Annotated in this window: 15 protein-coding genes, 1 tRNA gene and 1 other annotated feature; of the genes, 2 read left to right on the top strand and 14 right to left on the bottom strand. The window is 35.7% G+C overall.

Annotation, left to right across the window (positions count from 1 at the left end; all coding sequences use genetic code 11):
• Nucleotides 1–179 precede the first annotated feature (179 nt).
• From AC3B5D_RS06175 to AC3B5D_RS06190, 4 genes are all read right to left on the bottom strand, one after another.
• Nucleotides 180–1,397, bottom strand: a complete 1,218-nt coding sequence (locus tag AC3B5D_RS06175) for a DUF2075 domain-containing protein (RefSeq protein WP_489840892.1) — start codon at nt 1,395–1,397, stop codon at nt 180–182.
• Nucleotides 1,398–1,518: 121 nt separating this feature from the next.
• On the bottom strand, nt 1,519–1,872 hold the full coding sequence (locus AC3B5D_RS06180) for a YisL family protein (protein WP_489840891.1): 354 nt from the start codon (nt 1,870–1,872) through the stop codon (nt 1,519–1,521).
• A gap of 196 nt (nt 1,873–2,068) precedes the next feature.
• Complete coding sequence (locus AC3B5D_RS06185; RefSeq protein WP_489840890.1) at nt 2,069–2,599, bottom strand: DUF4811 domain-containing protein; 531 nt, start codon at nt 2,597–2,599, stop codon at nt 2,069–2,071.
• A 2-nt stretch (nt 2,600–2,601) separates the two neighbouring features.
• Nucleotides 2,602–4,083, bottom strand: a complete 1,482-nt coding sequence (locus AC3B5D_RS06190) for a DHA2 family efflux MFS transporter permease subunit (RefSeq protein ID WP_489840889.1) — start codon at nt 4,081–4,083, stop codon at nt 2,602–2,604.
• 136 nt (nt 4,084–4,219) lie between these two features.
• On the opposite strand from AC3B5D_RS06190, the gene AC3B5D_RS06195 reads away from it, so the two are divergent.
• Nucleotides 4,220–4,756, top strand: coding sequence for a TetR/AcrR family transcriptional regulator (locus AC3B5D_RS06195; protein ID WP_489840888.1), 537 nt, complete (start codon nt 4,220–4,222; stop codon nt 4,754–4,756).
• An 82-nt stretch (nt 4,757–4,838) separates the two neighbouring features.
• On the opposite strand, the gene AC3B5D_RS06200 is transcribed toward AC3B5D_RS06195, so the two are convergent.
• From AC3B5D_RS06200 to AC3B5D_RS06215, 4 genes are all read right to left on the bottom strand, one after another.
• Nucleotides 4,839–5,285 carry a universal stress protein gene (locus AC3B5D_RS06200; protein WP_489840887.1) on the bottom strand — a complete coding sequence of 149 codons (447 nt, stop codon included), beginning with the start codon at nt 5,283–5,285 and terminating at the stop codon, nt 4,839–4,841.
• 18 nt (nt 5,286–5,303) lie between these two features.
• Nucleotides 5,304–6,884, bottom strand: a complete 1,581-nt coding sequence (locus AC3B5D_RS06205; RefSeq protein ID WP_489840886.1) for an Nramp family divalent metal transporter — start codon at nt 6,882–6,884, stop codon at nt 5,304–5,306.
• Nucleotides 6,885–7,181: 297 nt separating this feature from the next.
• Nucleotides 7,182–7,847, bottom strand: coding sequence for an ABC transporter ATP-binding protein (locus tag AC3B5D_RS06210; protein WP_489840885.1), 666 nt, complete (start codon nt 7,845–7,847; stop codon nt 7,182–7,184).
• Between the two features lie 20 nt (nt 7,848–7,867).
• Nucleotides 7,868–9,319 carry an ABC transporter permease gene (locus AC3B5D_RS06215; RefSeq protein ID WP_489840884.1) on the bottom strand — a complete coding sequence of 484 codons (1,452 nt, stop codon included), beginning with the start codon at nt 9,317–9,319 and terminating at the stop codon, nt 7,868–7,870.
• A 276-nt stretch (nt 9,320–9,595) separates the two neighbouring features.
• On the opposite strand from AC3B5D_RS06215, the gene AC3B5D_RS06220 reads away from it, so the two are divergent.
• Nucleotides 9,596–10,330 carry a tyrosine-protein phosphatase gene (locus tag AC3B5D_RS06220; protein ID WP_489840883.1) on the top strand — a complete coding sequence of 245 codons (735 nt, stop codon included), beginning with the start codon at nt 9,596–9,598 and terminating at the stop codon, nt 10,328–10,330.
• A 331-nt stretch (nt 10,331–10,661) separates the two neighbouring features.
• Here AC3B5D_RS06220 and AC3B5D_RS06225 read toward each other — a convergent pair whose 3' ends face one another.
• The 6 genes from AC3B5D_RS06225 to AC3B5D_RS06250 all read right to left on the bottom strand — a co-directional run bounded on the left by AC3B5D_RS06225 (nt 10,662) and on the right by AC3B5D_RS06250 (nt 14,763).
• Nucleotides 10,662–11,777: an NAD(P)-dependent alcohol dehydrogenase gene (locus tag AC3B5D_RS06225; protein ID WP_489840882.1), complete on the bottom strand. Its 1,116-nt coding sequence runs from the start codon at nt 11,775–11,777 to the stop codon at nt 10,662–10,664.
• Nucleotides 11,778–12,064: 287 nt separating this feature from the next.
• Nucleotides 12,065–12,376, bottom strand: a complete 312-nt coding sequence (gene rpmA / locus AC3B5D_RS06230; RefSeq protein WP_002827793.1) for a 50S ribosomal protein L27 — start codon at nt 12,374–12,376, stop codon at nt 12,065–12,067.
• 25 nt (nt 12,377–12,401) lie between these two features.
• A complete protein-coding gene (gene rplU, locus AC3B5D_RS06235; protein ID WP_489840881.1) occupies nt 12,402–12,704 on the bottom strand; it encodes a 50S ribosomal protein L21 in 303 nt (100 codons plus the stop codon).
• 29 nt (nt 12,705–12,733) lie between these two features.
• Nucleotides 12,734–12,809, bottom strand: a sequence feature (ribosomal protein L21 leader region).
• Nucleotides 12,810–13,079: 270 nt separating this feature from the next.
• A tRNA-Arg gene (locus AC3B5D_RS06240) sits at nt 13,080–13,153 on the bottom strand.
• A 64-nt stretch (nt 13,154–13,217) separates the two neighbouring features.
• Entirely contained in the window at nt 13,218–13,733 is a 516-nt protein-coding gene (locus AC3B5D_RS06245) for a dUTPase (RefSeq protein WP_489840880.1), read from the bottom strand.
• Nucleotide 13,734: 1 nt separating this feature from the next.
• Nucleotides 13,735–14,763, bottom strand: a complete 1,029-nt coding sequence (locus AC3B5D_RS06250; protein ID WP_489840879.1) for a hypothetical protein — start codon at nt 14,761–14,763, stop codon at nt 13,735–13,737.
• Between the last annotated feature and the right edge of the window lies 1 nt (nt 14,764).

Consider the following 14,764-nt stretch of genomic DNA (forward strand, 5'->3'; position numbering starts at 1 on the left):
GTCCTCCATCTCAATTTTAAATTGTCTCACTATTGAAACGATTTTCTCATTTAAAATCTGTAATTTGTTACCTTTTGAACAATCTTTAGCGTATACTGAAAGATACAGGTTAAACAGTGGTGTCATACCCCAACTGTTTGCCTGTATCCAAAGCATAGAAGACTAAGAATGGATTTTTCTTAGTCTTTTTTACTTAGTTCTAATAATCGTGTTCGCAAAGCATCATCGGCTGCTGTTAAATATAAGCCTTTCACACCACGTGTTAGTAAAACGTTCAAAACATGAAACATCAAATCTTGCTGCATTTGTTGCAAATCGTCCTGATTTGTCACTCGAGGCGTTTTCTTATATATTTCACGATGTGTTACTTTCGTTGTATCAATAAATAAACAATCATGTTTCTTATCGTATCGAAATGGCGGTCCCAAAATGACACCCGCATAATTTAAATCAAATCCTTGAATCGTATAAATAGATCCTACTTCGTTAATTGAATTTGGTCTTTCTGCCCAGGGTGTCTTTTGGACGTCATATTCATCCCAAGGTAAATCAAAATCATCCAAATAAACATGATGTTCAGTTGGTGTACGCCGTTCAAAACCTGTTGTTGCTAACATGCGTGACAAACCTGCTGTCGCCTGCCGTTCTTTGATTTTTTCATACATATCTGCTGCACGACTATACACTTTTAATTCATAATTACCAGTGTCCACTGGTAATGGTAACAATTTTCCCATCGACAGTGCCTGAATCCAATTTTGTACACTCAGTGGTGCTTGCATGCGATACTGCATCGCTAATGTAAATGTTTGATGTTCATATGGTGCTAAACATTGTGCCAGTAATGATCGATCCCAATACATTTTACTTTGCATCACTTGTTGAAAATCAAAAACAACAATCACAACTTTCGCAATTTTAATTAATTCACTTAATTGATTATCTTGTTTAAAGCGAATATAGGGTTCTGGTTTTGATAACAATAAATGTCCTTCATCCACCACAATAACATCATAGTATTCATGATTTTTGTGTGCCTGATTAATTAAAGTCGTTGGTCGAACATAATCACCCTTTTTCAAACTTGGTATCGTTTGTGATAACTCTTGATAAACCTTCAATAATTCGGGATGATTCACAGTAAACTTATTTTTCAAACCATAATATGGGCTTACAGGATCCTTTGTACCAGCCTGTAATTTTTCAAATAATTTTGTTAATATTACACTTTTACCAGTCCCAGCAACTCCTTCAAGTACCGCCACACTGGCAGTCGCTTTTGGCAATTGTCGTTGTACATAATTCTCAATTGCCGTTAATTGTTGTCTTTGATCAGCTGTTAATTGATCAACATTAAATTTTTCAATCGCAGAATTTTTCATAATTCTAGTATACAATATGCACACCATGTTGAATCGTCGTTTTTACAAAACATATTTGACATAAAACATAAAAAAATCGAAAATTGTTGTACAATTTATCAACAATTTTCGATAATCTTTTTTCAATCATATTAAGTTAGATTGGGAAACCACTTGCTAGATACAATCCAAATAAACCAAGCAAAAGAATCAATACAATGATGATGATGCCAAGATTCCTGTTTAACCGTTGTTTATTTTTCTTAGCAAATGCCATTTCAATTATACCAATCAACAATATAGCCAACACAATTTTAATAATTGTTAGTATTGGTCGTTCTTGGTATGCATAATGAAATAGGCCAATACCAGTTACAATTGCGACAATATACGACAGACGAGCAATCATCATGCTAATCATACGCACTTTTTTATTTGAATTAAAAATTGCCAAAGATGCCACAATAATTAATACTAGCCAAGTCACGAGATGAGCCCATAAATTAACCATCTATTTTCCCTCCAGCAGAAATATTACTTCTATCTTACCTCATTTATTTCGCTACTGGTTAATTTTAAATAAAATAGCTTTAATTAGCTTGTCGAGATTAATTAATTTTTTATTTTTGTTTAATTAGTCACACTTGCTGAGACAGTACAATTCTGCAATGTCAGACCGTTAATTATGACAACACCTGTACATCATATTACTTTTCAACAATCTGCCAAGTTTGTGGTACATGAGCAACAGCCTTTTCTTCCACGAGTCTATCTTCATTTTTAAACTTAAATAACCACGCAGTAAAATCGGATGAATATTGCCATTTTGTTGTTTTGATTAATACTGTTGCTTGCGTATCAGACGACTTTTTAAAAGTTGCTGATTTTTTCAAACTATTGATCATATCATCTTTGTTAGGTGCAAAATGGGCAGTAGCTTGTTTAGCATTTGCTGAATCTTTATAGATAAGAACATAATGATGATTTTCAATTTTTTTAACAATCAATATATTCACGGGCAAATTTTGAGGGGCTGCTGAATAAATCTGCTTTGTGTTTGTATTTGTCAATTTCTTCATACCAAAGTGATTAGACATATTAGCCGATAAGGCCACCACTGATCCGATTAATAATATGGCAAATATGCCACCCAATCCGTAACGAATGACCTTTTTTTTAATTAATAACAAACTGACAACAGTTAATACCATTAAAATAACAATTATCCAAAGAATCATGTTTATGCCTCCTTTTTATTTTGCATAAAGAAAACAAAGATCAATCCCAAAATAGCAAAACCTAAACTAATAATAAATGCCCATTGAAAACCATCTAAGGATGCATCTAACACCCGTTTTGCATATTTTAAAGGTGCTGTTTGCTTCAATGCGTTACTTGGTGTGTTGTTATTAATCACATTTTGAACAATTGACGTCATTAATGCGACGACAACTGAGCTAGAAACTTGTCGTAACGTATTATTTGCTGCTGTTGCATCTGCAGCTCGCTCATCAGGTAGTGCATCCATAGCAGCCGTTGTTAACGGCATCATTAACAAAGCAATACCAACCATCCGCAAAGCATACAAAACAGTGATAATCACAGTTGGCGTTTGTTCAGTTAAGAATATAAATGGTAAGGTTCCTAAAAACAAAATAAAGAAACCAACAAATGATAGTCGCTTAATACCTGCACGATTATATAAAACACCGGCGATGGGACTAACAAATCCCATAAATAAGGCTCCCCACAATAGTGTCAATCCCGAATCTAATGGTGATAAACCGCGCACATTTTGTAAGTATGTAGGCAACATCATTTCAACACCATACATTGCCATTGTTACGAGTAACAGGCCAATCGTTGGGATTGTAAAATCCTTCTTTAAAAAGACACGAATATCTAGAAACGGTACAGGTAATTTTAACTGTCGCCAGCCAAAAATTAACAAAATAATGATTCCTATGATGATTGGTAAAATAACTTGGCTTAAGTCACCCCAACCTTCTGAACTAACATTCGTAAAACCCCAGAGGAATAAGCCAAAACCAATTGTCGATGTCAAAATAGAAATCAAATCCAATTTTACTGATCTATTTTTCAAAACATCACGAATAAAGAACGGCGATAATATTGTGGCAATAATAATTAAGATTAATGGCAGAATAAAAATTGATTGCCAATTATTAGAAATGGTCAATCCAAAAATTGTGTGATCCTTATTTAGGATTAAACCAGTTAGTGTTGGTCCAAATGCAGGTGCCATTCCAACCACTAACCCCATTAATCCCATTGCGACACCACGCTCTTTAGGTTCATACATATTCACAATGACAACTTGTAACAATGGCAACATCACACCTACTGCAATTGCTGCCACAATTCGACCTGCAACAAATAGCCACCAATAATCTGCGTCTTCGGGTGTTAACATACTCATTAATACCCCAATCGTTAACAAACTATATGATATAACGTGTAAATATTTTGTTGAAAATCGATTTGCTAAATAAGCAGACAAGGGCACCATCATGCCATTCATAAGCAAAAACCATGTTGTTGCTTGCTGTGCCGTTGCCAAATTAATATCAAATGCCTGCATTAACGTGGGTAATGCCGTTCCTAACGATGTTTGCATTAACCCACCAGACATTGCTGCAATCATCATCACAATCAACACAACTGTTCGATTATAGCGATTACCATGCTGATCTACTTTCATTTCTTCTCTCCTCAGTTCATTAATCTGTTGATACATAATGTCTCAGTCAACATTTTACATACTAACATTGAATCAATCGTGATACAATATGTATCAGTGAAACAAGAAGCGTCGTATTGTATCAGAGAGGAATGCCATGAACCATAGTCAACAAGAAAATTTACGTGTTAAAAATCAAATAGTTGATGGATTATTTGATTTATTACAAGTAAAATCTTTTTCTAGCATCAAAGTAACCGAATTAATCAAAACTGCACATGTCGCTAGAGCAAGTTATTATCGTAATTTTAGTAATATCGAAGACATTCTGATTTATTATTTCCAACGACTACAAAATAATCGTCAATACCCACCCAAAGGTAATCCATTGTTAAATAAACAAAATGATTTGCCTGGCGTTCAGGAAAGTTTTGAACTCATTTATAATGAAAAAAATCATATTAAACTGCTACTTAAAAATGGTCTTTCAGATTATTTTTATCAATTACTTTCCGATCAAATCATTACAACAATTGGTGATATGCCAGCCAATTCGATTGAGCGATATCGCCTATATGTAATAATTGGTGCCATATTTAGCATCATTTCCGAATGGATTCTTTCTGGTACAAAAGAATCACCTAAACAAATGGCTGAAATCACTTTGCACTACCTCAGTACAGGTGTTTTATAAGCGTAAAAAAATCAGGGCCTTACGAAGATTTTTCGTAAGACCCTGATTAATTAATTAACTATACAACAAATTTTATTAATGACTATCTCATAATCAAAACAGGAATTGGCGAATATTTCGCCATATAAGCTGCTTGACTACCAAAATGACGTGCAACACCTTTCTTATCAAACGAACCAATAATCAACAAATCTGGTTGTATTTGTGGCATAACATCATGAACGATCGTTTTACCAGGATCGCCTTCACCAATGACCGTTTCTACTTGCTGAACACCGGCATCTTCCGCAATTTGTTTGTATTTAAGCAAATGTTCTTCAAGATCTTTTCTTTCACCATGAATGTAATCATCATCTAAAGCTTGATACACATTCATCGTATCCTCTTCAAGAACAGACACAATAAATAATTTTGCATCAATTGACTTCGCATATGAAATTGCATATTGAAATGCTAATTGTGCGTCCTGTGAATCGTCTGTTCCCACCAATACCTTTTTAAAAGTTCTATTAACAGCATCATCTATCATTCATTATTCCCCTCTTTATTAATTATCATTAACTGCTTGTTGTGCTTCTGCCAAGCGCTTATCACCACGATAAATATCGTAAATCGTCCAAATCAGTAAAATAACAATTAATCCAATTAAAATATAAGCAATTGTATTTGCCAAATTTGTTTGGGCAACAGTTGGATTGTCACCAAAGAAGCCTGCGATAGAATCTGGCAACCCCTTCATATTTAAGAAGATCAATCCAAGAACAGAAATCCACCCTAAAATCTTGACCCATAATCTATTTTTAAAACGATCACCCATTTCAGTTTTACTATTTGTCAACATCAATAATGGAATCATGGAAAATGGTAGGGCAAAAGCTAGGAAGACTTGCGAATTATTCATCAAGTTATTTATGGCCACATGTTGTTTAATTTCACTCTCACCACTTGTTGTCACAACAGCAATTAGCACTGGAATAACGGAGATTAAACGTGTCACTAGTCGTCGAGCCCAAAGGGGCATCTTCATATGTACGAATCCTTCCATAACAACTTGTCCCGTTAAAGTTCCAGTAATCGTAGAATTTTGTCCTGAAGCAAGTAAGGCAACCGCAAATAATGCTGACAAGATACCTGACTTGGCAACATGAATTAAAATACCATTACTCAAAGTTGATGTATTTGATAAAGCATCATATAAACCAAAGAATGAAGGATCCTGAACTGAACCAGACTTAAAGACGGCCACACCCATGATCAAAAGCAATGAATTAACCACAAAGGCTAATGATAATTGAATATTTGAATCCCATGTAGAAAATTTAACAGTTCGTGCTAAATCTTGTTCATCGTTATGATCGACTTTACGTGTCTGTGAAATAGCAGAATGTAAGTATAAATTATGTGGCATCACAGTTGCACCAATAATTCCTAACGCTCCTGTAATTGGGGTCATACCAGCAACTTCTGGTGATGACGAAAATGTCTGTCCAGTAGGTATCAATCCCTTAAACACTGCACCCCATGATGGATTAGATAAAGCGACTTGATAAATAAATACCCCTAATATCACTAAAATTAAGCAAACAACGATTGCTTCAATTTTTCTGAACCCAATTTTAGTTAACAGTAGTAACAATAGGACGTCAAATACCGTTAAGAAAACAGCTAAGACTAGCGGAATATTGAATAACAAATAAAGTGCTATCGCGCCACCAATAACCTCGGCAATATCAGTAGCCATAATTGCTAGCTCAGTCATTATCCATAAAATAAAACCAAGCGTTTTCCCTGTGCGCGCCCGAGTTGCTTGCGCTAAATCCATCTGACTTACAATGCCCAGTTTAGCTGCCATATATTGTAGCAACATTGCAATTAAACTCGACATTAGAATGATAGACATTAGTAGATACGAGAAGTTTTGCCCACCCGTAATCGAAGTTGACCAATTTCCGGGATCCATGTATCCGACCGCCACCAAAGCGCCAGGTCCTGAATACATAAATAGTGTCTTAAGGAAGCCTCTACCCTTAGGCACTTCAACAGTACCATTAATTTCCTCTAGAGAGGGACCATTTGCGTACTGTATCAAATGGTGCTTTTTTTCAATAGCTGGCTCTTGCATATTCATTAAATTACCACCTTTCTTTTAAGCCATTTTTTATTGTACACCTTTTTATTCATTGTGGCTAAAAAAGTTTTTTATTATAATCAACACTTCATTTTTTATAAGTGATTTTTAACTTAGCACTGGGCTAATTATGATATGAACTTCAGTGCACAATATTATAAATGATTATTAAGATAGGTTATTCAAAATTAATCACACATTCTCTCTCGTATCGTTTACGGCATATAAAAAGCAACGCAACTGATTTAAAAGTTGCGTTGCTTAATCTAATCGCTATTTATTTTATTTCTGTGATAATCATGGTGCACTGACTGTAAATTGATGATCTTTCAACACAATTTGAACATCTGCTTCTTTAGCAACTTCACGATCATGTGTGATTAAAATAACTGTTTTACCATACTTATGTGCTAATTCTTTAAATAACGTCACAATTAACTCGGAATTTTCATGGTCTAAATTACCAGTTGCTTCATCAGCAGCAACAATTGGCGCATCAACTAGTAAAGCGCGAACAATGGCAACACGTTGTTGTTCGCCGCCAGACAGCTTCTGCACATTTTTCAAAGCTTTTTCTTCATTAATGCCGACCTTCGCTAATTGCTCTAAAATATATTGACGATCACCTTTATGTGAAGAATTAGTCACTGCTAATGCTGTTTCAATGTTTTGATATGCTGTCATTGATGTTAACAAGTTATATGATTGAAAAATAGTCGCCACATAACGTTGACGATACTTCGTTAACCCAATTTTATTAATTGATTCACCATCAATCGCAATTTCTCCTGCTCGCGGAGAATCCAACCCAGCTAAAAAAGACAAGATTGTCGTTTTTCCCGAACCAGATTCACCGACAATGGCATAAAACTGGCCAGCTTCAAATTCAAGATTAACATCACGATATAGCATATTTGATTCATCCGTATACCAATGTGTTAGATTTTTAATTGTTAATGTCATATATTTTCTCCGTTCTTGCACTAATCAGCTTGCAAAATTTGTTTTGGTTTCATCCGTAGAATAGTAAATCCCGCACCGCTAACCGATAGCAACGCAATCAATATGGCCATACCACCTAATTCAGCAACAGATGCAGGCGTTAAGACCGTGTTAATCGTTGCTGATTTTGCGGTTGTTTGTGTCATACGACCATTATGCATATCACCACCAGTAGGTGCACCACTGCCTTGACCGCCGGACTTATTCATCCGACCGCCTGGTGCTCCCTGACCCATCGCAGATTGTTGTGAATTTTGTTGTTGTTGCACTAGCTTATCCGAAATCGATCCTGAAACGGCTGTTCCTGCTGCAGTTGCAATACCAAGTGCGACAACTAACACGATTAATAATTCAGTAAATAATTGTGCAATGACCTTGCCTTTTGTTTCACCAAGAGAGACTAAAATACCAATTTCGCGACGACGTTCACGCGTCATCAACAAAATAATTAGACCAAGAATTAAGATACCAGCAATAGCAACTACCCAAACAATCTTTGAAGCAAAACTAGCAACGCCTTTCATTTGTTTTGCGACAGCTTTATATGATGAAGCATCACTTGTTAATGTCATATTTGAATCATTCAAAATTTTCTTAGCAGTCGCTATAAATGCTTTTGTCTTGGAAGAATCCGCCATTGTATAAGTGACATTTGACACTTTACCTTCAGTACCAGCTAACTGATTTGATAACGTATATGAGGCATAAATTGTATTTGAGGGATCTTGCTGTGAAAAGCCATCTGTCGTCGTTGTCGCTTTATAAATACCAACAATTTTCATTGTTGTTTTCTTTGATGAATTAGAAACAGCCGCAACCTTAATATTGTCACCCACTTTTAGTTTGTTAGATGATGCCAATTCAGATTCGATAACAATATTGTTAGTCCCTTCATCAGTAGCTTTAATGCCACGCCCACTAACAATTTTTGCAGTACCATCTGAAAAATTAGATGATCCATTTGTGGTACTAACACCGTTGATTTGAATGTTACCTATACTTGAAGAACTACCAAAACTGCCACCACCAAAACCTTTCTTATTTGATAATGACGTTGTCGAAACTGTATTAAAACCACTTGCATTAACAGATGTACTTGTTGAAATATTATAAGACGCAACATTAGACAATGATGCAATTTTTTTAACTTTTGTAACTGTCGTTGTCACTTGCGTCATTGCCGGCTTTTTTGTATTCGAAGATGATGATGCCATCTGTTGTTGCATTTTTTTCATCATCTTTTCACGATTTTGTGACAAAGAGACTGTTGATCCAATCGTATTTGTTGCTGTTTTAGCTGATGTTAACGCAGCGTTTTGAATAATCAACCCAGCCATCACAAACATTAAGATGATACTGGCAGTAATTATCAAAAGAATGGTGCGACCTTTTCGAGCCCACAGGGTAATCCCTGCCCGTTTAACAAAGTTCATAATATATTGTTCCTCACTTCACGAATAATTTCTACATTGCGAATATTTATATTCTATGTATACGAACTTTCATAGAGGTTAAATAAGGCTCAAATGAAACTTAAGTTAGCAACATCATATATTGGATGAAATTGTTATATTTATCAAATAAAGTTAATTTTTTTGATTAGTTTTAAATTATTATTGATACTTTGCACTTTTAATGATTATAATTATTTAGCCGATATAACACATTAACTTAGCCCCTATTTTATAGGATCATGAATGGAGGAACATATGTCAGAACAATTACCTGTAAATTTTCGCGATATTGGTGGTATCTCAGTTAATGATCATCACTTGGTACCAGGTATATTTTATCGTAGCGGCCAATTACTAAATTTATCATCTGAAACTGTTCATTTTTTAACCAATCAATGTGGTATCCGCAAGGTGTACGATTTCAGAAGTAAAAATGAAGTTACTCGCATGCCGGATACAACGTTACCACTTGTAACAATCGAAAATTTAGATATTTTACAATCAGCTTCTCAAAATCTCGCAAATATGAATAATATCACTGATGGTAACATTGATGTCCGTCTTGGTATGTTAAAAACCTATGAAGAATTAGTCATGACACCCTCTGCACAAGAAAACTATCGCCTTTTCTTTGAAGATATTATTGCTAACAAACAACCGATATTATTTCACTGTTTTGCTGGTAAAGATCGAACAGGTTTTGCGGCTGCAATTATTTTAAAAATTGCCGGTGCCACTGAACAACAAATCATGACAGATTATTTAAAGACAAACAAATTACGTCACGCAGCCAATGAAGCTATTTTGAAGCGCGTCAGTCATGATAAGAGGGATGCGTTGGCTGTTGCTTTAAACGTTGACAGTGATTATCTAACGCATGCTAAAGAAACGATTATTAAAAACTATGGTAGCTTTAATCATTATCTACAAGAAGGAATTGGTTTGCCAAATGACTACGTCACTGAATTCCGTCGGCTTTATGTAAATTAATTTAATAATGACTATATCATTATTAAATGCGGGTTGGACAGCAGTCGTTGTAACCAGCTAAAAGGGCGTCAATCTACCTATCAATTTGATTGGTAGATTGACGCCCTTTAAACGTCTTTTGTCGCACTCACTTTTTTAAAATATTAGACCAACGACAAAAAAATAACCCATCATTTATTGACACAAAAATGTGCCATAAATGATGAGTTAATTTTCAATTCAATTGATAACATTTGCATCTGCTAATAATAAAAATGATGCCAAATCAATCTACTTGTTAAACTGACATAAACACGAGTTCTAAAAGTTAAGCTATTTTATACTTATTTGGTTAAGCCGTATATGACTCATCAATGACAAGGACTGGCTTAATAGTTGTTCCATTCTTTGAATCCTCAAATGCTTGATTAATATCTTCAAAGGCGTACAACTTACTCAATTCATCAATCTTAAACTGACCCTTGTGGTAGAAATCAACCAGCTTAGGAATCAATTCTTGTGGGATAGCGTCGCCTTCAATAACACCCTTAATTGTGCGTGAGAAAGTTACAATGTCATTTGTAAAATCAACTGAAACTGGCTTCTTACCAACGGCAACTGTTGCTAATTCACCCTTTATTGCTAAACTTTTAATGGCACTATTAATAACAACTGGTACACCAGTCGTATCCAAAGCGTACTGTGCACCTTTACCATTAGTAATGCTCATAATTTCTTTCACTGGATCTACTTCAGCACTATTAATTGTTTCAGTTGCACCCAAGCTCTTAGCAATTTCTAGACGTTCAGCATTAATATCAACGGCAATAACATGTGATGCATTAGAAATAACACCAGCCATCATACCAGCCAAACCAACAGCTCCTGTACCAAAGACAACCAATGTTGAACCAGGTTCTGGTTGCAAAGAATTCAAAACTGTACCACTTCCTGTCATGAAACCACAACCCAAAGGACCTAGAATCCGTAAGTCCATATCTTTATCAACTTTCACTAAGTTGTTTTCTTGAACGATTGCATATGTTGAAAATGATGATTGACCAAAGAATACACTGGCATCATCACCATCGACGGTGTGAATACGGTGTGAACCGTCACGCATAGCACCACCCATGTTCAACTCACTAAAACGTTCACAGGCACCTGGCATGCCTGCACGACAAAACTGGCATTCACCACATGAAGCAAAGCCAACAACAACGTGGTCACCCTGTTTAAAATTAGTAACGCCCTCACCAACACGCTCAATAATTCCGGAACCTTCATGTCCTAGAACTGCTGGAAATGGCATTGGTAGCGTCCCATCTTTTACCGTCGCATCCGTATGACAAACACCTGAAGCGACAATTTTCACTAACACTTCGCCAGACTGAGGTTCATCCAAAATCATATCTGTTAACTGAAATTCTTCATTCACACCATTTAAAACTGCTGACTTAATTTTCATGATTATTATCTCCTGAAATTTATTGTGTCCATAGTATCTTATTATGGCTCTTTTGTTATTTTAAGTCTGATATTTGGGAATGTAAACGTTTTTTTGTCATTATTATTTCACAAAAAAAACAACTATTTTTATAAAATATATAATTAAATTTATTTCGTATTTTATTGATATTAATAATTCCATCTAAAACTTTTCAAAATATCGACATATTTTTTTTAAACAAATTTCATAAAAATATAAAAAATGACCCTACTAATCGAAATTAGTAAGGTCATTTTATCAGCTAATTACTTAGCAATAATTTCTTTGTATTCTTCACGAGATACAACTGATACTTGGCGCTTGTCACGGCCTAAACGACCGAACTTTACAACACCATCAGTCAAAGCAAACAATGTATCATCGTTACCACGACCAACGTTTACACCTGGGTAGATGTGAGTACCACGTTGGCGGTAAATGATTGATCCAGCTTTGATGTCTTGACCGTCAGCACGTTTTGTACCTAGACGACGACCAGCTGAGTCACGACCGTTGGCTGATGAACCACCACCTTTGTGGTGAGCAAGCATCGTCAAGTTATTCAAATTTAATTGCATGATTTAAATCCTCCTATCCGATGGCTTAGGCAATTGAGTCAATGACAACCTTAGTATAAGGCTGACGGTGACCTTGCTTAGCGTGTGAGTGCTTCTTTGGCTTGTACTTGAAAGTAACAACCTTCTTTTCCTTACCTTGCTTCTCAACAGTTCCAGAAACAGTAACACCTTCAACGTAAGGTGCACCTAATTTGCCATCAGCGAAGACAACTTTGTCAAAGACAACCTTGTCACCTTCTGCGGCGTCCAATTTTTCGACGTAAATAACGTCACCAGCAGAAACCTTGTATTGCTTTCCACCGTTCTCAATGATTGCATATGCTGCCATGAGTCTGTAGACCTCCATAAAAAATTTTGTAAAAAACTTAGACTCACCAATACCCGCGGATTCATTGAATCACTTAATACAGGACATGAGTGGTTGCAGTTTGTGAGATTCCACAAACACAACGTATATAATTATAACTTAATCATTGACCAAATTCAATGATAACAAACTGATTACCTAAAATAAGTGCTACAAAAGTGCTACAAAAATAAGCTTAGTAGCAAATTTGTAGTAAATCGTGTGATATTTTACGATATTTTGCGATACTTTACGACACTTAAAAAGAGTGAAAAAGCAAGAGAAAACCCTTGATACATCAACGTTTAAGCCGGTATAACAAGGGTTATCAATAAAATCTATTAAAATGTGCCTAAATGCAACTGGTGGGACTCGAACCCACAACCGCTCGGGTAGAAACCGAGTGCACTATCCAGTTGTGCTACAGTTGCATATCAAATAGATGGAGCAAATATGCATCCGCCTCATCTATTGTACGTTTATTTGCATAATGAATCAAGCAAAGTTCGCATTAAAATTTTTTTGAATTGCCACATGTAAATCATACTGTGACAAATTTAATTCTATAAGACCTAATTTCAAGAAAGAACGCCAGGCATGTGAAAAATCATCTTGGCGTTTTTGGTGATAACTATTCAAGAGCATCGTCTTAATCCCCATAAATTGATGCGCCAAATGTCGTTGTGGGAAACGTTCGAATTGCGCAATATCATCATCTGTCATTACCATCAAGTGTGTCCATTGTGCTTTCAAACTTACGGCTAGAAATTGTACGAATGCCCGAGCATATGTCGTTATTATTTCTTCATGTGGACCAGTGATTTGTTCACTAGGAACATTTACTAAGACTGCCTGCGTCTGTAACATCAACTGACTTAAAGTGACATCTAAATTAAGATAATCATTTAATAATATCTGTTTCGGTCCAATCGGTGTTGCCCATTGTACACTGACTTCAGGTAGCATGTTTCGTGTTTGTCGTAAATATTTTGCAATGTCTAACTCAGTCATACTATTCAGACTCCTCAGAAGTTGCCATTGATTGTGGTGATAAGACCTCTGGTTCAATCACCTTTTTTTCAACGCTTGGCTGTTCGTCTTCACCTGGCTTTGGTGTCATTTGTTCAAATACTAATGGTGCACTTTCTACTTCAATATATTGCCTTTCAACAAGATACCAAGCACCAATAAAATCATAGTCTAGTAAAACATCTAACCATGAAATATTGTCTTGACCATCAATAACTTGGAAATGCCAACGCTGAGCATCTGTTGCCGTCGCATCATTCACATAAAAAATCCGAACTTCAACATTGTTTTCCAGCATCAAGCCAGCACCATTTGGAATAGCTTGTAAGAAATAATCAGAATCAGCTGATAAAACAAATAACCGATCTAAAATACCCGCTGGCATCTCTTTTTGTTGTAATGGATACAAAAAATCATCCTTTGTTTCCAAAATATTATAGTCAACTTGATATCCAAACGTTTGTTCCATATAACGACCAAAAGTGGTCATCAATATCGCAATTGGTCGAATCCGTGCTGCTGTCGTCTTCTTTCGAAAATTACCAACCAATAAATCAGTAATGGCCTGCGCATTAAAATATATCTGCTTACGTGTTAGTGACCAGTAAAACAATCGCTTATCAGTTCCTAATTCTTTAAAGTATGCACCGCCATTATGATCATGATTAATTTCAAACTCAAAAGTTGCTGGCTCATCTAAATCCGAAAAAACTAATGTTAGTTCTTCACGATCTGCTGGCGTTAATACATCATAACCAGTGACGTTCGCAAAACTCAGAAACCGATCTAAAGCTAACATGTACCAATCAGCTTGCGAATATTGTCGTGGTACCACAACCCATTCAGTGTCCAAAATTGCTGTTGTCAATTGCTGTGCTAATAAATGTACTTTATTAGAATCAGTCGCATTGGTTAGCTCATTCACCTGAGCAAGTAATTGTTGAATACGACCAATATCATCCGCCAAAATATTAATATATGAATCAACGCGCTTCTGTAAATGTTCAGTCATA

The organism is Weissella sp. ESL1177 (genome assembly GCF_058107185.1).